The 17,439-nt window shown below is 57.8% G+C and carries 17 protein-coding genes and 3 pseudogenes; 14 read left to right on the top strand and 6 right to left on the bottom strand.

Annotation, left to right across the window (positions count from 1 at the left end; translation table 11 throughout):
* The first annotated feature begins 8 nt into the window (after nucleotides 1–8).
* The 8 genes from ACLHDD_RS06070 to ACLHDD_RS06105 all read left to right on the top strand — a co-directional run bounded on the left by ACLHDD_RS06070 (nucleotide 9) and on the right by ACLHDD_RS06105 (nucleotide 5,360).
* Entirely contained in the window at nucleotides 9–323 is a 315-nt protein-coding gene (locus tag ACLHDD_RS06070; protein ID WP_128086730.1) for a PTS sugar transporter subunit IIB, read from the top strand.
* Nucleotides 316–1,683 (top strand): PTS sugar transporter subunit IIC, encoded by a 1,368-nt coding sequence (locus tag ACLHDD_RS06075; protein ID WP_427103363.1) that lies wholly within the window; start codon nucleotides 316–318, stop codon nucleotides 1,681–1,683. Before ACLHDD_RS06070 ends, ACLHDD_RS06075 begins: the two co-directional genes overlap by 8 nt.
* A complete protein-coding gene (locus ACLHDD_RS06080) occupies nucleotides 1,670–2,512 on the top strand; it encodes a class II fructose-bisphosphate aldolase (RefSeq protein WP_427103364.1) in 843 nt (280 codons plus the stop codon). Before ACLHDD_RS06075 ends, ACLHDD_RS06080 begins: the two co-directional genes overlap by 14 nt.
* Nucleotides 2,513–2,593: 81 nt before the next feature.
* Entirely contained in the window at nucleotides 2,594–2,863 is a 270-nt protein-coding gene (locus ACLHDD_RS06085; RefSeq protein ID WP_427103365.1) for a hypothetical protein, read from the top strand.
* Nucleotides 2,864–2,872: 9 nt separating this feature from the next.
* A complete protein-coding gene (locus ACLHDD_RS06090; protein WP_427103366.1) occupies nucleotides 2,873–3,310 on the top strand; it encodes a PTS sugar transporter subunit IIA in 438 nt (145 codons plus the stop codon).
* Entirely contained in the window at nucleotides 3,307–3,930 is a 624-nt protein-coding gene (locus ACLHDD_RS06095; RefSeq protein ID WP_427103367.1) for an AAA family ATPase, read from the top strand. Before ACLHDD_RS06090 ends, ACLHDD_RS06095 begins: the two co-directional genes overlap by 4 nt.
* Entirely contained in the window at nucleotides 3,899–4,339 is a 441-nt protein-coding gene (locus ACLHDD_RS06100) for a thiol-disulfide oxidoreductase DCC family protein (protein ID WP_427103368.1), read from the top strand. Before ACLHDD_RS06095 ends, ACLHDD_RS06100 begins: the two co-directional genes overlap by 32 nt.
* A gap of 121 nt (nucleotides 4,340–4,460) precedes the next feature.
* The gene (locus ACLHDD_RS06105; RefSeq protein ID WP_427105178.1) at nucleotides 4,461–5,360 is read left to right on the top strand and encodes a LysR family transcriptional regulator; all 900 of its coding nucleotides are present in this window, start codon (nucleotides 4,461–4,463) and stop codon (nucleotides 5,358–5,360) included.
* On the opposite strand, the gene ACLHDD_RS06110 is transcribed toward ACLHDD_RS06105, so the two are convergent.
* From ACLHDD_RS06110 to ACLHDD_RS06125, 4 genes are all read right to left on the bottom strand, one after another.
* Nucleotides 5,335–6,144, bottom strand: coding sequence for an extracellular solute-binding protein (locus ACLHDD_RS06110; protein ID WP_427103369.1), 810 nt, complete (start codon nucleotides 6,142–6,144; stop codon nucleotides 5,335–5,337). The genes ACLHDD_RS06105 and ACLHDD_RS06110 overlap by 26 nt on opposite strands.
* Before the next feature lie 9 nt (nucleotides 6,145–6,153).
* Complete coding sequence (locus ACLHDD_RS06115) at nucleotides 6,154–7,461, bottom strand: MFS transporter (RefSeq protein ID WP_427105179.1); 1,308 nt, start codon at nucleotides 7,459–7,461, stop codon at nucleotides 6,154–6,156.
* Between the two features lie 678 nt (nucleotides 7,462–8,139).
* Complete coding sequence (locus tag ACLHDD_RS06120; protein WP_427103370.1) at nucleotides 8,140–8,376, bottom strand: hypothetical protein; 237 nt, start codon at nucleotides 8,374–8,376, stop codon at nucleotides 8,140–8,142.
* Between the two features lie 263 nt (nucleotides 8,377–8,639).
* The gene (locus ACLHDD_RS06125; protein WP_427103371.1) at nucleotides 8,640–8,969 is read right to left on the bottom strand and encodes a cupin domain-containing protein; all 330 of its coding nucleotides are present in this window, start codon (nucleotides 8,967–8,969) and stop codon (nucleotides 8,640–8,642) included.
* A gap of 139 nt (nucleotides 8,970–9,108) precedes the next feature.
* On the opposite strand from ACLHDD_RS06125, the gene ACLHDD_RS06130 reads away from it, so the two are divergent.
* The 5 genes from ACLHDD_RS06130 to ACLHDD_RS06150 all read left to right on the top strand — a co-directional run bounded on the left by ACLHDD_RS06130 (nucleotide 9,109) and on the right by ACLHDD_RS06150 (nucleotide 14,175).
* Nucleotides 9,109–9,747 (top strand): RpiB/LacA/LacB family sugar-phosphate isomerase, encoded by a 639-nt coding sequence (locus tag ACLHDD_RS06130; RefSeq protein WP_427103372.1) that lies wholly within the window; start codon nucleotides 9,109–9,111, stop codon nucleotides 9,745–9,747.
* 166 nt (nucleotides 9,748–9,913) lie between these two features.
* Nucleotides 9,914–11,029, top strand: coding sequence for an ABC transporter substrate-binding protein (locus tag ACLHDD_RS06135; RefSeq protein ID WP_427103373.1), 1,116 nt, complete (start codon nucleotides 9,914–9,916; stop codon nucleotides 11,027–11,029).
* Between the two features lie 163 nt (nucleotides 11,030–11,192).
* Nucleotides 11,193–11,600 (top strand): DUF2231 domain-containing protein, encoded by a 408-nt coding sequence (locus ACLHDD_RS06140; RefSeq protein ID WP_427103374.1) that lies wholly within the window; start codon nucleotides 11,193–11,195, stop codon nucleotides 11,598–11,600.
* 12 nt (nucleotides 11,601–11,612) lie between these two features.
* Nucleotides 11,613–12,914, top strand: coding sequence for a PQQ-dependent sugar dehydrogenase (locus ACLHDD_RS06145; protein ID WP_427103375.1), 1,302 nt, complete (start codon nucleotides 11,613–11,615; stop codon nucleotides 12,912–12,914).
* A 622-nt stretch (nucleotides 12,915–13,536) separates the two neighbouring features.
* Nucleotides 13,537–14,175 (top strand): DapH/DapD/GlmU-related protein, encoded by a 639-nt coding sequence (locus tag ACLHDD_RS06150; protein WP_427103376.1) that lies wholly within the window; start codon nucleotides 13,537–13,539, stop codon nucleotides 14,173–14,175.
* A 6-nt stretch (nucleotides 14,176–14,181) separates the two neighbouring features.
* Here the strand turns inward: ACLHDD_RS06150 and ACLHDD_RS06155 are convergent.
* Together ACLHDD_RS06155 and ACLHDD_RS06160 are read right to left on the bottom strand one after the other, a co-directional pair.
* Nucleotides 14,182–15,069 (bottom strand): annotated as a pseudogene (locus tag ACLHDD_RS06155) (EamA family transporter).
* A pseudogene (locus ACLHDD_RS06160) lies at nucleotides 15,066–15,806 on the bottom strand (MFS transporter); the annotation flags it as partial. The pseudogenes ACLHDD_RS06155 and ACLHDD_RS06160, both read right to left, overlap by 4 nt.
* Nucleotides 15,807–16,003: 197 nt before the next feature.
* On the opposite strand from ACLHDD_RS06160, the pseudogene ACLHDD_RS06165 reads away from it, so the two are divergent.
* Nucleotides 16,004–17,430, top strand: a pseudogene (locus ACLHDD_RS06165) (purine-cytosine permease family protein).
* Nucleotides 17,431–17,439: the final 9 nt, after the last annotated feature.

A 17,439-nucleotide genomic window follows, 5' to 3' on the forward strand; every position in this document is an offset into this window, starting at 1 on the left:
AAAAGACCATGCTGAAAATATTATGTGTCTGTGGTTGTGGATTAGGTTCCAGTTTCGCGATTGAAATGAGCGCGAAGGCCGTATTAAAAAAACTGGAAATCGACGCGGATATCGATCACACCACCATTTCTGAAGCAAATGCCTTTAAGTCAGACATGATTCTTACGCAAAAAGCCTTTGCAGATGTTTTAAATGCCGACGCCAGTCCGGAACAGATTAAACGGGTCATTATTCTTAACCGGCTCACCGATAAAGCGGAAATTGAGCAGAAGATTCTGGCGTTTTTAAAAGAACATAATCTTAAGGTCGCGGCTCATGAATAGTGTAATTGACTTCCTGGTCAAAGATCTGCTGGGGCAGGCTTCCATTCTGATCGCCTTTATTGCGCTGATTGGTTTGCTGTTGCAAAAAAAATCGGCTGGCAAGGTGATGGAGGGCACCTTTAAAACGCTGCTCGGCTTCTTAATTATGATGGCGGGTATCAATATTATCGTTGGTACGCTGACCTTCCTGAATACGATATTTACCCACGGTTTTGGGATGCGCGGCTACATCACTGATGTTGCCGCCATTGCCGGGCTGGCCAACCGCGAGCTGGGCTCGGAGGTGGCGCTGACGCTGCTGGTGATCTTCATTGTGAATATCGTCATCGCACGGCTCACACCCTTCAAGTACATCTTCCTCACCGGACAGGCGCTGCTGTGGATGGCGACGATTGGTGCCGTCATCGGCTACAAAGCCGGTCTTACAGGCCTGCCGCTGATTCTTACCGGTGGTCTGTTCGGCGGGATTATGGCCGTCGTGATGCCCGCGCTGGCGCAGCCGGTGGTGCGCCGCATCACCGACTCGGATGACGTGGCGCTGGGACACTTCTGTACCATCGGCTATCTGGTTACGGCGGCAGTGGCGAAAGTCGTCGGCAAAGGATCGCGCTCCACCGAAGATCTGAAGCTGCCCGATAACTTTAAGTTTCTGCAGGATACCTATCTGTCGATGGCGCTGGTGATGGTGCCGATGTATCTGATCCCCGCCGTGGCGGCCGGTCCGGCATTTATTGCGCAGTACAGCAATGGCATGAACTACCTGATGTACGCCTTTATGCAGTCGATTCAGTTCGTAGCCGGGGTATTCGTGCTTTACAGCGGGGTGCGTCTGCTGCTGAACGAGCTGGTTCCTGCTTTCCGCGGTATCGCCATGCGCGTGGTTCCTGACGCGAAACCGGCGCTGGATTGCCCGGTGATGTTTCCCTATGCGCCAAACGCGGTGATTGTGGGCTTCCTCGCCACCACACTCGGCTCCATCGTCGGCATGCTGGTCTTCCCGATGTTTGGTCTGGCGATGATCCTGCCCGGGCTGCTGACCAACTTCTTTGCCGGTGGTACAGCCGGGGTCTTCGGCAATGCCATGGGCGGCCGTCGCGGCGCGATGATCGGCGGCTTTGTTCACGGCCTGTTTATCACCCTTCTGCCCGCCATTCTGGTGCCGATGCTGGAAAGCTATGGCTTCACCGGCGTGACCTTCAGTGATTCTGACGTCATCAGTACCGGTCTGGTGCTCGGCCACGCTTTCCAGAATAACTGGCTGTTCGTAGCGCTGTTTATCGCCTTTGTCACCGCCATTGCCTGGTTCGTTAACGGTAAATCCACCCATCCTCAGGAGGAAAAAATCCATGAAACTTTATAACTTCGCCGACCTGTTAGCGCTGGCTAAACAGCGGGACTTTAAAGCCGTTGGTTCGTTCAATCTTCACTGTCTTGAGATGCTGCCCGCCTACTTTAAAGCGGCAGAGAAAACCAACAGCCCGCTAATGATCCAGATCTCCACCGGTACCGCGAAATATCTTGGCCATAAGCTGCTGGTGGATGCCATTAAATCGCTGTCAGAGAGCATGAACGTGCCCGCCTGTCTGCACCTCGATCACTGTTCCGATTTAGCGGCAATTCAGACGGCGATCGATGCCGGATTCAGCTCCGTGATGTATGACGGGTCACATCTGCCAATTGAGGAGAACATCGCCAATACCCGCCGGGTGATTGATATGGCGCGCCCGCACAATGTCTCGGTGGAGGCCGAGCTGGGGGCGATTGGCGGTTCTGAAGATGGTCTGTGCGTAGAAATGGACGCCATCGCGTTTACGCCGGTGGAAGATGCTCGCCGCTTCGTTGAAGAGACCGGCGTCGACATGCTGGCGATCTCTATCGGCACCGTGCATGGTCTTTACACCGGTAAAGCCCACATTCAGCATCAGCGACTGGCGGATATCACCGCGGCGACCCACACGCCGCTGGTGTTGCACGGCGGCACCGGGGTCAGCGACGAAGATATGCGTCTGGCCGTCAGCAGCGGGATCGAGAAGGTGAACGTCGGCACCGAGATGAACGTTCAGTGGGTGGCGCGCTGCAAATCCACCTTTGAGAAAGGCAAAGTCAACGACAGCGTGCGCAATTTCCTGGTTCCTGCCAACGACGCCGTTACCGATGTGCTGGTCGAAAAGATGCAGTTATTCCGGTAAGTGCAGCGTCGCCGCTGTCCGGTTAATTTTATCTTCCCTCTACGCGAAGTGACCCCGACAGAGCCGGGGACAGGAGAGACTATGTTCGGATTTTTAAAAAAGTCAGCGGCGGTGGACACCGCTGACGAGCAGCAGCAGGATCATCTGGCAGAGATCAGTCGCGAGAAAATAACGCAGCTGGAGCAGCAGCTGGCGACGAATCCGCGAAATGGCGACACGCAAAAAGCGTTAATGCTGGAATATAACCGGGCATTGAGTTTATTTGCCAAAAGCCGCCGCTACCGCAATGACATTGATGGGCTGTTTGTCAAAATCGATGAACTGCGCAACGTGGTTCGCCAGTCGATTTAAGGAGTGCTGATGACGATTAAGCAGTTATTGCAAGAGGCCAATGCGATCCAGATCGGGATTGACGCCACGGACTGGCGTCAGGTTATCGCGCTGGCCGCGGCCCCGCTGGTCAGCGGGGGATATCTGGCGGCCTCCTATTCTGATGCCGTGATCGCCAATACACTGACACATGGCGCTTACTATGTCTTTGAAGAGGGGATCGCGATCCCCCATGCGCGACCGGAAGCCGGGGTTATTCGCGACTGTTTCAGCATGATCCTGCTGAATGAGCCGATTTCGTTTGACGGTAGCGATAAGGCGGACATTGTGATTATGTTTGGCGCCCGCGACAGTAACGCGCATATCGAAGAGGGGATCCGGGCGATTGTGTCGCTGCTGGAGGATGAACAGACGCTGATCAGACTCCGTCAGGCCGGTAGCGTCGCGGAGGTCATCGACATCCTATGACGCTGAAAACTCCCCCTAAACGTGTGGTGCTGGTGAACGGCATTCCGGCGTCTGGCAAAAGCACCCTGACGCACGCGCTGTCGGACCACTTTGGCTGGCCGGTGCTGACGCTCGACAGCCTGAAAGAACCCTTTATGACCTGTTTTGCGCCGGTCGACCGCCAGCGTAACCGCCAGCTGGGCTGCGCGGCGTATCAGGCGATCTGGAATATTGTCGGGCAGTCGCCGGCCACGCCTGTCTGGCTTATCGATGCCTGGTTTGGCTTCCAGCCGCGCGCGCTGCTGGAGCAGGGCCTGAAACAGGCAGGTGTCGGTGAGGTGCTGGAGCTGTGGCTCAGGATCGAGCCGGACGTTGCGGTGGCGCGCTATCAGGCGCGGCTGTCGCAGCGCCAGCCTGGTCATCCGGGGGCGGAGTATCTGCCGGAGCTGTACCAGCTGGCGCAACGGGCGCGGCCGATGGCGCTGGGTCCGCTCTGTGAGGTCAACGCCTGTGTGCAGGATCACGCGGCCGTCTTCCAGTGGCTGCAGCAGCAACTCAGCAGAACCCGCTACACTTCAGCGCATCATCTGAAAAGTGAGGATCTGCAGGATGTCATCACCCCCCTATCTGCAAACCGGTGAAAGCGCCGTGCTCTATGACGGCGTCTGTAAGCTCTGCAATGGCTGGGTTCAGTTTCTGCTGCGCCACCATCTGGCGCGACAGGTTCGTTTTGCCTCGGTGCAGAGCGAGCAGGGCAAAGCGCTGCTACGCTGGGCCGGGCTGCCGGAAGAAAACGTCAGCACCATTGTCTACATTGCCGGTAATCAGCACTGGCTGCGGGCACAGGCGGTGTTTCGGGTCATGCAGCATCTCCCGGCGCCCTGGCGTGGTCTGGCGGTGCTGCGTCACTTTCCGGAGGCCATCAGCAACTTCGCCTATGACCGCATCGCCCTGAACCGCTATAAGCTGTCTGGCCGTTACAGCAGCCAGCACGCCATTACAGCCGATTATCCCGACCGTTTTCTGCATGAGGTTAAACCGAAGCGATAATTGCTTGCTATAAGCTGTGCTGACATCAATGATATCCTTGCTGTTATGACCTGAATCCCGGTACGCCCCCGTGCCGTCAGGATCAGGTCAGGATGCTGACAGACAACGGATAGAGGGATTTATGCCGGTCAATTTCGATCTCAACGATCTCTACGCGTTTCGCGCGCTGGTGGAGTTTGGCAATTTTCGTCTGGCGGCGGAGTCGATCTGCCTTTCTCAGTCAGCGCTGAGCCGCCGGATAGATAAGCTCGAAACCGCGCTGGGGATCAGACTGTTTGAGCGGACGACCCGTCGGGTTACGCTGACGCTGAAAGGGCATGCGTTTGCGCAGCGATCGGAAAAGCTGCTGGCCGATTTTGAAGAGGTGATGGCCGATCTCAGTGAGGTGAGTTTAGCCCGTACGGGCCTGATTACCGTGGCCTGCGTGCCGTCTGCCGCTTACTACTTTATGCCCAGCATCATCCGGCTGTTTCAGACGCGCTACCCCAGAGTGCGGGTCAAACTGATCGACAGCAGTGCGGCCAATGTCTACGACGCGGTGATCGGCGGGCAGGCTGACTTCGGTATCAGTTTTTCAGGTCACGCCCAGCCGGATGTCCATTTCCAGCCGCTGATGGATGACCCCTATGTGGCCGCCTGTCGGCGTGACCATCCCATTGCAACCAAAAAGAGTCTGAGCTGGCGGGCGTTCTATCAGTCTGAGTGGATTGGGCTGGATAAAACCTCCGGCAACCGTAACCTGCTGGATCAGGCGTTGCAGGCTATCGTGCCAGAGAAGCCCTGTGTCTGTGAAACCCGGCATGTCACAACCATGCTGGGAATGGTAGAGGCGGGGCTGGGCATTGCTGCCGTCCCCGCCATGTCGATGCCTGATTACGATCACGCCCTGCTGACAGCCGTGCCGCTAACCGACCCGGAGGTGAAACGCACCGTAGGCCTGCTGCGTAAAGATGGCCGGACGCTGTCGCATATCGCCAGCGAACTGGAGGCCCTGATTATTGAACAGTATCAGCGTCTTTAACCGGGGCGGCCGCTTTCACGCTGTGCAGCCCGCTATCATGCACCGCCTGCTGTGCCTCGGGCGAGGCAAGCCAGTGTAAAAGCTTCGCCGCCTCGTCCGGCTGGGCCGACTGGCGGACTACCGCACCGGCGAAGCGGGTGGTGTACTGCACCTTGTCCGGCAGTTCACCAACAAAGGTCACGCCCTGAACCGGCAGCAGTTCGCTTACCTGCTGGAAGCCGATGGCATACTTTCCGGCGGCGACTTCGGAGGCCACCGGAATACGCTCGACCTTCACCGCCTTCGCTTTGACCTGATCCTCAATCCCCAGACGGCTGAACAGCTGGCTGCTGACATATCTGCCGCTGGCGCTGTCGGAATAGGCAATAGACTGCGCTTTAAGCAGGGTCGCGCGCAGCTCGCTTTCCGTACCAATCTTTACCGGCGGCGCTCCCTTTTTAATCACCGCACCGATACGGGAGTCGGCGAGTTCAACCCGCGAGCCTGGCAGCGTCTTTCCCTGCTTTTGCAGTTCGCCCAGCGCATCACCGACCATGATCACCACATCGGCCGGTTCACCGCGCGCCAGTCGCGCCGGGATTGCCTGCGGCGTCTTACCCATCGACGGTCCGGGCACCGTATTAATGGTGATCCCTTCCTGTCTGGCAAAGCGGGGCGACAGGGTATCCCACGCCGCTTTAAACCCGCCGGAGATCATCACCGTCAGCTCTCTGGCCTGCGCCGAAGCGCTGCCTGCCATGCTGGACAGCAGGGCGGCGTACAACGCGATCTTTTTCAGTTTCATCTTCATTCCTTAGCTAACTGTTTCATGGACAGGTGATGCGACACTGCGGGTACGACGATAAAGATAGAGCGTGGCGCCCAGCGCGCACACAGCCGCAAAGCTCATCCAGTAGCCCGGCGAGGCTTTATCCCCGGTCAGTTCGATCAGGCCGGTCGACATCACCGGTGTAAAGCCGCCAAACAGCGCCGTTGCCAGGCTGTAAGCCAGCGAGAATCCCGCCACACGCACTTCTGCGGGCATGATTTCGGTTAACGCCGGGATCATGGCACCGTTGTAGAGGCCGTAAATCATCGACAGCCACAGCAGAACGCCCAGCATCATCGAGAAGCCCGGTGCCGCCGCCAGCAGGCTCAGCGCCGGATAGCTGGTCGCCATTGCCAGCAGGGTCATGGCCACCAGAACCGGCTTACGGCCAAAACGGTCAGAAAGTGCGCCACCAACTGGCAGCCAGATGAAGTTTGAAATGGCCACCAGCAGCGTAACCAGCAGACTGTCCGACGCGCTGAGCAGCAGCACCTTCTTACCAAAGGTTGGGGCATACACCGTAATCAGATAGAACGCGGTGGTGGTCATCGCCACCATCAGCATTCCGGCGATCACCACCTGCCAGTTGCCCAGCAGAATGCGGAACACCTGACGCACCTCAGGATGACTGCGGCGGTTGTTAAATTCCTGCGTCTCTTCCAGCTTACGGCGCAGCACGAAAATAAAGGGCACGATCAGGCAGCCAAACAGGAACGGAATACGCCAGCCCCATTCGCGAATGGCACTTTCTGCCAGCACGGCGTTGAGGATAAAGCCCATCGCCGCCGCCACCATGATCGCGACCTGCTGACTGCCCGACTGCCAGCTGGTGTAGAAACCTTTGCGACCGGGTGTGGCGATCTCGGCCAGATAGACAGAGACGCCGCCCAGCTCTGCACCGGCAGAGAAGCCCTGCAGTAAGCGGCCGAACAGCACCAGCAGTGGCGCCCACAGACCGATACTCTGGTAAGAGGGGATCAGCACGATCATAAAGGTGCCTGCCGCCATGATCGAGAGCGTCACGATCAGCCCCTTGCGACGGCCAACTTTGTCAATGTAGGCCCCCAGCACCACGGCACCAATTGGCCGCATCAGGAAGCCCGCCCCGAACACGGCAAAGGTCATCATCAGTGACGCGAACTCACTGCTGGCCGGGAAGAAGGTATGGGCGATATAGGTGGCATAAAAACCGAACAGGAAGAAATCGAACTGTTCGAGAAAATTGCCGGAGGTCACACGGAAAATAGCGCCAATCCTGGCGCGATGGGTCATGGGTGAGGTCGTCTGCATCAGTAACTCCAGTAAGGTATGACGCTTTTAGCCGCGCCTGTTGCTGAAGAGTGGATCAGCGTCCGCGGCTAAATAAGTGCAAAAAGAGCATGGATTGATGAGTACGCCGCATGATTGCCAAGCTGTATCCATAAAAAGTCTTTTTATTCAGCACGTTGTGTGAGTGAGCGTTTTTCCTGCGGTTCTGAAACTTGTTGAGATGAGTTTGCGGAAATGTGACAGGATTCATAAGCGTGCTATGCACTGACGGGGGCAGAATGGACAGCTGACTGTGTTATCTGAACAGACTTAACTGCCGGGCAGGCAAGCCGCAGAGACGTTTCAGAGTCTGCGTGTCTGAGACGCTGATCTTGTACAACATGGAAAACGGGTAAGTCAGGCGATGTCTGTCTGTTTACACAGGAGACTGCATGGTCAGCGGCGGGTCAGGGAAATAACATGCAGCGGGAGAGTGGCTACGTAGAGCGAAAACCACGATTAATGGCATTGATTACTTCCGCGCGCCGGCGCACAAGACCAGCCCGATACGGCATCAGAACTTGCTTTATTTCAGCACAGGATTGCTGCAGAGGCAGGATGAACAAGGATGCGACACGTCTGAACAGCAGAGGGCTCAGACGTGAAGCGGAGAAATCCATAAACACACAGGAACGCTGAATGGCTTCAGAGAGAAGGCTTGCATTATTTTGCCATCAGCATTGTCAGCAGCTCGCGGCAGCAGGCCTCTTCTTCGGCACTGTCCGCAGAGGCCAGATAGCGCAGCAACTCCATGCAGCTTTTCTCTTTGCCTGCTTCCAGTAACTCTTCGATCAGAAAGTTCAGTTTCTCCTGCTCAGATGGCGCGAAAGCGGAGCCGAGGGCATTTTTTACCGGGACAATGTGATTCGCTGGCAAGCTCAGGGTGTTCTGCATTGGCATATTCTTATCCTTTTTTGGGTCAAAAAACGTACTGGTGTTGCTATTAAACTTATACAGCGATCCCGGTTTTGTACAGAAATCTGGCGAAGAGATTTCCAGGCTGACGCGAAGCGCAGCGCGGGCTGGAGGTAAATCCCTGCTTATCATTCAGTTAGCACAGAGGCTACATTCAGAAACTTTTTGCAGTTTTTTATGAAAGGGGGCGACGGGGGAAAAATGATGCCTGCGGGAGGGGAAACTGGCGGCCCGGTGAGCCGCCTTTTTCATTTTCCGGACAGAAAATCGTCCCGTTGCGGGGTGAAAGTATCCAGCAGCACGCCAGCCTCCAGACAGACACAGCCATGCACCACATCCGGCGCTTTATACAGCGTGTCTCCGACACCGACTTCACGCGTTTCGCCCTGGATGGTGAAGGCGAAGCGGCCGCTGAGAACGTAAGTCAGCTGCTCGTGGGGATGATGGTGCAGCGGACCAATCGCCCCGGTTGCAAAAGTAACTTCAACCGCCATCAGGTTGCCGCCATGCGCCAGTATGCGGCGGGTCACCCCCTGGCCGGAGTCGTCGACCGGCTGCGCGTTATGATAAACAAACATCCTGAACCTCCTGTGATGACCGGGCGTGCGGTAGTCAGTTTGTGATGACACTCACAGCTCGCGGCCGAATTAGTCCATGCACTTTAATCGCTTTTCATTAAAATGAAACGGTGTTTCAATTAATTTATGAGGGCAGTTCATGAAAATCGCATTAATGATGGAAAACAGCCAGGCCGCCAAAAATGCCATCGTGCTGAAGGAGCTGGAAGGCGTCGCGCAGCCGCTGGGGCATCAGGTCTTTAACGTCGGCATGAGCGATGAGCAGGATCACGCGCTGACCTATATTCATCTCGGCATTCAGGCCAGCGTGCTGCTGAACAGCCAGGCAGTGGACTTTGTGGTGGCGGGATGCGGCACCGGACAGGGTGCACTGATGTCACTGAACCTTCATCCGGGCGTGGTATGCGGCTACTGCATCGATCCGGCAGACGCTTATCTGTTCGCACAGATCAATAACGGCAACGCGCTCTCCTTGCCCTTTGCCAAGGGCTTTGGCTGGGGCGCAGAACTTAACCTGCATTTTATCTTCGAAAAAGCCTTTACCGGCGAAAAAGGGCACGGTTATCCGCCTGAACGTAAAGCGCCGCAGGTGCGTAATGCCGGTCTGCTGAACCAGGTTAAAGCCGCTATGCTGAAAGAGAACTATCTCGACACCCTCCGTGCGCTCGATCCTGAACTGGTACGAACCGCCGTCAGCGGCCCGCGTTTTCAGCAGTGTCTGTCTGATCAGGGTAAAAATCAGGAGATCATCGCCTTTGTACGTCAGCTGACGCACTGACGGCGGCCCTGAGCAGAGGCCGGTGCAGCCGGCCTTTCAACTTCCTTCCCGCCTGCCCGATGTCGTAAAAACATTTCTTAGAATGACTTCCCCTGTTTGCCATTTTAGGTAATAGTAACGCCGCATTACATTAATAATTCTCATTATCATTTATGTGGGTTTGACGATGAAAAAATGGTTTTTAGCGCTGGGGATGCTCGCGCTGGCAGGGACGGCTTCGGCCCGGATGATCACTGACGTCGCAGGCCGTCAGGTCGACGTGCCACAGGAAGCAAAACGCATTATTCTGGGTGAGGGGCGTCAGATCTATCTGCTGGCCGCATTTGATACGGATGCGCCGTTCCGCCGGGTCATTGGCTGGCGTGACGATCTGCCGAAAGCGGACTGGGATGGCTATCAGGCCTATGAGAAACGCTACCCGGAAATCAAAAAATTACCGACCTTTGGCGGCGCGAAAGATGGCACTTTCAACGTTGAGCAGGCGTTAACCCTGAAGCCCGATCTGGTGCTGATGAACCTGGAGTCGAAGGCCGCCACGGATGAGGGCAGGCTGATTGAAAAACTGCAGGCCGTGGGCGTGCCGGTCGTATTCATCGACTTCCGCGAAGCCCCGTTTGTGAACGCAGAGAAAAGCATCCGCATCATGGGTGAACTGCTGAACAAACCGGCGCGTGCTCAGGAGATTATTGCCTTCCGCCAGCAGCAGATTGAGCGGGTCACATCACGACTGAAAAACTTCACCGGCTATCGCCCGAAAGTGATGATTGACCGTGCGGGCGGCTACAGCGATGAGTGCTGCATGTCCTTTGGCAGTGAGAACTTCGGGCAGATGGTAGAGATCGCGGGTGGCCGTAATATTGCGAAAGGCATCATCCCGGGCACCTTCGGCACGCTGAATCCGGAGCAGATTATCGCCAGCCAGCCGGATGTGGTGGTGGTGACCGGCGCGAACTGGAAAAACTACAACACCGTGGGCAAGTGGGTCGGCGTCGGCCCGGGGGCGAATGTCACCGAAGCTACAGCGCGTCTTAAAGCGCTGATGACGCGCGATGCGTTCAAAACCCTGCCGGTGGCGCACAATGGCCATGTGCACGCTATCTGGCATCAGTTCTACGACAGCCCTTACCAGTTTGTCGCGATTCAGGCGCTGGCGAAGTGGCTGCATCCCGATCTCTTTGCCGATCTCGATCCGGATGCCACCTTCCGTGAGTTCCACGAGAAATTTCTGCCGCTGCCTTATCAGCCAGGCTATTGGGTCACGCTGCCTGCTGACAAGCCCTGACAGGACAGGATGACAGGGACGTCATCCGCCTGATTTACAATTCCTCCTGAATAAACCCACTGTTTCTCTTCAGATTTACTAATCTTTTACAGGCGCGGGGTCGGTTACTGTCAGCAGTGCGACGTCTGACCTGGTCCGCATTCACGTAAAAATGGAGAGAAACATGCGCAATACCCTGGGAAGATCGGCGTTTGCCGTGACGCTGTATGCTCTGCTGGAGCCGGTACCGCTGGGCTTTTTTGTCGCGGCCTGGCTGTTCGATATTCTCTACATGCAGACCTTTGTGCAGTTCTGGACAGATGCCGCAGGCTGGCTGATTGCGCTGGGGCTGATTCTGGCTATCGTGCCGCGCATCATCGCCCTGGTCTATCTGTTCCGTGGCAGCGACAGCGCAGAAAAGGGCCATTTCTGGCTCTGGCTGGTCGCAATCGTCATCGCCATCGTTAATGCGTTTATTCATAGCCGTGATGCGGCCGCGGTCATTCCGCTGGGCGTCACGCTTTCAACGCTGGTGGTGGCGCTGCTGCTGCTGGCGAATGTGCAACTTGCGTTACGCCACCGTAGCGCTTAAGGAGGAGCCATCATGAAGAGAACGCATAAAACGCTGCTGGCGCTGTCTGTAACGGCCCTGCTGGCAGGCTGCGATCAGGGCGCGCAGGTCGATCCACAGAAACAGATTGGTGCCAATCCCGAACTGCCGCAGGCGCGCAATTTCTTTATGCCGCCGATGCAGGTGCCGGAAGGCACGCCCTGGAAAGCGGGCGAAATGCCCAAAGTGGCGCAGGGGCTGAAAATCGAGAAGATCGCGGAGAATCTGCAGCATCCGCGTCAGGTTTATGTGTTGCCGAATAACGATGTGCTGGTGGCGGAATCGAATGGCCCGCCCAAGCCGACCACCCGACCAAAACAGCTGATCATGGGTATCGTGCAGAAAGCCTCCGGCAAGGGCGGCGCAGGCGGTAATCGCATTACGCTGCTGCGCAATGTAAACGGCAAATGGGAACAGCATCGCTTCATCGAAAATCTTCACTCACCGTTCGGGATGCAGCTGATCGGCAACACGCTTTACGTGGCGAATGCTGACAGCCTGGTAAAATTCCCCTATCGCGAAGGCGACACTGAGATCCGCACCGCGCCGGAAGAGGTGACCGAACTGCCGGGCGGGCCGATTAACCACCACTGGACCAAGGCGCTGTTAGCCAGCCCTGATGGCAGCAAGCTCTATGTCGGGGTCGGCTCCAACAGTAACGTCACCGAGAACGGTATCGGCGCCGAGTATCGCCGTGCCGCGGTGCTGGAAGTGGATGCGGCCAGCGGCGCCAGCCGGATCTACGCCAGCGGTTTGCGCAATCCTACCGGTCTGCAGTGGGAACCGCAGAGCGGCAAGCTCTGGGCGGTGGTCAACGAGCGCGATGAGATCGGCTCCGATCTGGTGCCTGACTATATGACCTCGGTGCAGGAGAAAGGCTTCTACGGCTGGCCCTACAGCTACTTTGGTCAGCATGTTGATACCCGCGCGGAACCGCAGCGTCCCGATCTGGTGCAGAAAGCGATTAAGCCTGACTATGCGCTGAGTTCGCACGTTGCGCCGCTGGGCCTGCTGTTCTACGGAGCCGATAACATGCCGCAGTACAAAGGCGGCGCGTTTATCAGCGAACATGGCAGCTGGAACCGCACGCCGCTGAATGGTTATAAGGTCATCTGGGTGAAATTTGAAAACGGTAAGCCGGTGGGCGAGCCGCAAACGGTGGTTTCTGGCTTCCTGACGGATGATGAAAAACAGGTGCGGGGCCTGCCGGTCGGCCTGGCCAGCGATAAACAGGGCGGGGTACTGATCGCAGACGATGCGGGCAATACCGTGTGGCGTGTCAGCGCCGCCAACTAGCTTCTGCCCGCCGGGCTGAAGAGCAGACATAAAAAAAGGATTTGGCGCATTGCCAAATCCTTTATTTTTTGTCCGCCAGTCCGGCTGGTAACCGCGCTGCAGACGAGGTGCTCAGCACTCTCCACAAAAGAGAGTGTAAAATGTGCGGCTAAGGATTTCAAGTTTCACCATTATGCTGTATGTTTATACAGGTGTTGAGCGTTGGGTATCGCCTCGTGGACGACTGGCCGCTCACAGGGGCAGGTTTTTAAAATCCCGGCAGGCATCAGGTGGTGCTGGCCTGTGGCTTTAACCATGAGTGCCGCTCAGCCCTCTCCACAAGATGTGCTCAGGCGCCCGGCGGGTAGAGTCAAAGCCCTGGTTGCCGAAAAGCGCGCTCCTGTAAAAGGAGAAGGAAAGTGATGGAACTGACTAAGCTGATTCTGGATCTGATCCGGGTGATCTTGCAGATCATCGTTGCCCTTATGCAACTGACCGGTCAGGCAGGTTAACCGGAACTTGAAACAAGGCGGAGCTAACCACTCCGCCTTTTTTCTTTGTCAATTCTCTGTCATCAGAAGCGGATAGTGTGGTGCGGCAAAAGCACGCCGCCGGGGATGTGCTTATCCGGATGGAGAATGCTATGTCCTTTGTTGCCGTTATGCCTGCCCCCTTAGCTCACACCCGAATCGATGAGAGTGTGCGGATGCGGGAAACCACCGTGGGTCAGCAGTGTGAAATCCTGGCGCACAGCCTGCTGGAATACAGTGAGCTGGGCGACTTCTCCTATGTCGGCGAGCACTGCTGCCTGGCCGACACCCGGATAGGGCGCTTCTGCGCGATTGCCAACCAGGTGCGCATCGGCGCGCCGAACCATCCGATGGATCGCGCCTCTCAGCATCGCTTCACCTACTGCCCGGAGTATTACCATCCCGACGCCCGCCGCGATCGGCACTTCTTTGCGGCCCGCCGGGCCGACCGGGTGATCATCGGACACGACGTCTGGATCGGGCATGGCGTGATCGTGATGCCCGGCGTCACCGTCGGTGATGGCGCCGTGCTGGCCGCGGGCGCGGTGGTGACCCGCGACGTCGCGCCCTACAGCGTGGTGGGCGGCGTGCCAGCCCGGCCCTTGCGGATGCGATTTTCGCCCGCCATTGCCGCCCGTCTGCAGCGTATCGCCTGGTGGAACTGGCCGCTGGAGAAGCTGATGGCGAATCTGGCCGACTTTCAGCATGGCGACATTGAGGCGTTCTGCCAGCGGCACGCGGTAAGCCCCTGAAGGGCATCAGGCGCGCAGGCCGATGCGGCGCGCCAGTCGCGGCCCATAGAGCCCCACGGCCAGTCCGGTCACGATCAGCACCAGCGCAGCGATTTTCTGCGTGGAAAGCGTTTCGCCAAAGATCGCCAGCGAACCCAGAAGGCCAAAACGGGCACCCGCAGCGACAGGGGCGCAATCGTGGAGACCGGGTAGCGCTTCAGCAAGCCGTTCCACACCCAGTAGCTCAGCAGGGTATCAGGATAGGCCTGGAACAGAACAGAGAGCAGGGTAAGGCTGTCAGCATGGCTGAACAGCGCCCGATAGCCCGCCATGCCGTTGACCAGCCCATCCAGCACAAAGAGCGGCAGGGGCGCAAAGGCAGCTGACCAGACCAGAAACGCGAACACCTGCCGGGTGCCCGCGCTTTTGCTGATGATGTTAGCCAAACTCCAGGCTATCGCTCCCGCCAGCACCAGCAGCACGCCGGAGATCGTCACCGAGCCATCGGTGATGAAAAACAGAGTCATCAGTCCGGCGCTGGCGATGATCCCACCGGCGATCTGATAGCGGCTCAGGCGCTCGCGAAAGACCAGACTGCCGAGCAGCAGGGTAAAGAAGGCACTCAACTGCAACAGCAGTGAGGCGATGCCCGCCGACAGTCCGGCCTGAATCCCCAGGTTCACCAGCCCCCAGAGGCCGATGCCAAACACCAGCCCATAGCTGATCAGGTCGCGCCACGGCACGTCCGGTTTTTTAACAAAAAGTATCGCGGGCAGCGCGCAGCGCGCAGAGCGTGAAGCGGATGCCAGCCAGCAGAAAGGGATCGACCGTGTGCAGCCCCAGTTTAATCACTGAGAAGTTCACGCCCCACATGGCCGTGATGAGCACGGCGAGCAGCAGATGAGAGAGTTTCATGCCTGACGGGTTCCTGACCAGTAAAGAAAGGCGGCGGCACTGACGGTGGCTCCGCCAGCGCAGACGGCATACCATCCCCAGTGTGCATACAGCTGAGTAGCGGCAAGGGCGCCCAGCGCACTGCCGAGGGAGTAAAAGCACATACAGGCACCGACCAGACGACTCGCGGCGTCGGGCCGGGCCGCTACGATCAGACTCTGGTTTATGACATGCACCGTCTGGATGGCGAAGTCGAGCAGGATCACCCCGACCATCATCAGCAGCAGCGAATGCTGCAGCACGGCAACGGGCAGCCAGGAGAGCGTCAGCAACGCCAGTGCGAAGCCGGTAGCGGGCTGACCCTGTCCCTGGTCAGCCCAGGCGCCCGCGCTGACGGCCGCCAGCGCACCGGCCAGGCCAGCCAGACCAAACAGGCCGATTTACGTGTGGGACAACGCCATCTTCGTCAGCGGCAGCACCATGGAAGACCAGAGCATGCTGAAAGCGGCAAAGATCAGCAGGGCGAGGATGCCCCGGCTGCGCAGGCGGGGCACTGTGCGGAAAAGCAGGACAACCGACAGCATGAGCTGCGGCCAGGCCGGTCGCCGCGCCTGACTGGCTGAGGCAGGCAGCACCTTCGCGAGTACCCCGGCATTCAGCAGTAGCAGACAGGCGGCCTTGAAATAGACCGCGCGCCAGCCCGCCAGATCCGCAATCGCCCCCGACACAAACCGCGCCAGCAGGATGCCGATGACGAACCTCCCCGGAGAGGCCCGACCGCGCGTGTTGCCGCCCGGACGTGCCGGTCTGTCGGTATCATCACATTTTCCAATGACCGCCTGTCTTGTATCTTCCTGCCGTGCGTGACACTCTTCCTGATTGTATAGACATGTCAGCTCAACCGGTTACCCGGCCCTGTTCGTTTTCTCTGACTCACTGCATCAGCGAGGGATCTATGTCGGTCAAATCATCTGCTACAGCGTATCCGGACGCGCCGCAACCGCGCCTGTCAGAAACCCGCTCCATCGATTACATTCCGTTGCGCGAACGCCACGGGCATCCCTTCAGTCAGTTCACGCTCTGGTTTGGCGGCAACCTGCAGATTACGGCCATTGTCACCGGGGCGCTGGCCGTCGTGCTGGGTGGCGATGTTATCTGGTCGCTTGTCGGCTTACTGGTGGGACAGATTATCGGTGCCGCGATCATGTCTTTGCATGCGCTACAGGGTCCGCGCCTGGGCTTACCCCAGATGATTACCAGCCGCATGCAGTTTGGCGTTCACGGCGCCGTCATTCCCCTGGTGCTGGTCTGCATCATGTATGTGGGATTCTCCGCCAGCGGCACAGTACTGGCCGGACAGGCGCTGGCGAAGCTTATCTCTGTCAGCAATGCCACCGGGATGATTGTTTTCAGCGCCCTGATCGTCGTGATTGCGGTGATGGGATATCGCGTGATCCATCAGCTGGGTAAGCTGGCGAGCGTTATTGGCGTGCTGGCCTTCGCTTATCTCTTTATCACGCTCTTTGCCACGCATGACCTGGCGGCCGTCTGGCAGAATCGCCATTTCACCGCGGCTAATTTCCTGCTGGCAGTGTCACTCTCGTCATCCTGGCAGATCGCCTTTTGCCCTATGTTTCTGACTACTCGCGCTATCTGCCCGCAGAGGTTTCTGCGAGAAAACTGTTCGGTTCGGTGTTTGCCGGTACCGTACTCGGCACCCAGGCCTCTATGACGCTGGGGGTCATTGCCGCCGCGCTGGCCGGAAGCGCCTTCGCCGGTAATGAGGTCGGTTACATCGTGAGTCTGGGCAGTACGCCGGGCATGGCCATGGTGATCTATTTCGCCATCTGCTTCGGGAAGATTACCTTTACCACGCTCAACGCTTACGGCAGTTTTATGTCCCTGACCACCATCGTGTCCGGTTTTCGCCGGCAGACGACGCTGAGCCAGGGCGGGCGCATTCTGTTTGTCATCCTCATGGTTTCCCTGGCCTGCCTGATTGCCCTGCTTAGTGAACCCGCCTTCCTGAAATCCTTTACTCACTTTCTGCTGTTTCTGCTGGCCTTTTTTGTGCCGTGGAGCGCCATCAGCCTGACCGATTTCTATCTGATCACCCGCGGTCGGGTGGACGTCCCCGCGCTGGCCGATCCGGACGGCCGCTACGGCCGCTGGAACGTCGCGGGCATCGCGGTGTACTCTCTGGGGGTGCTGGCGCAGTTACCCTTCATCGATAACCCGCTGCATCATGGCTCGCTGACCTGGATTTTTGCCGGAAATGATGTTTCATGGATTGTGGGCTGGCTGGTGACGGCAGTGTTATGGCTGGGTGCCAGCCGCTGGGATCGCCGGGAAAGAGCCGGACAGACCAGCAGCCCCCGGTAACGCAATAAG

The sequence above is a fragment of the Pantoea sp. NSTU24 genome (assembly GCF_050157905.1).
Lineage (GTDB): Bacteria > Pseudomonadota > Gammaproteobacteria > Enterobacterales > Enterobacteriaceae > Pantoea.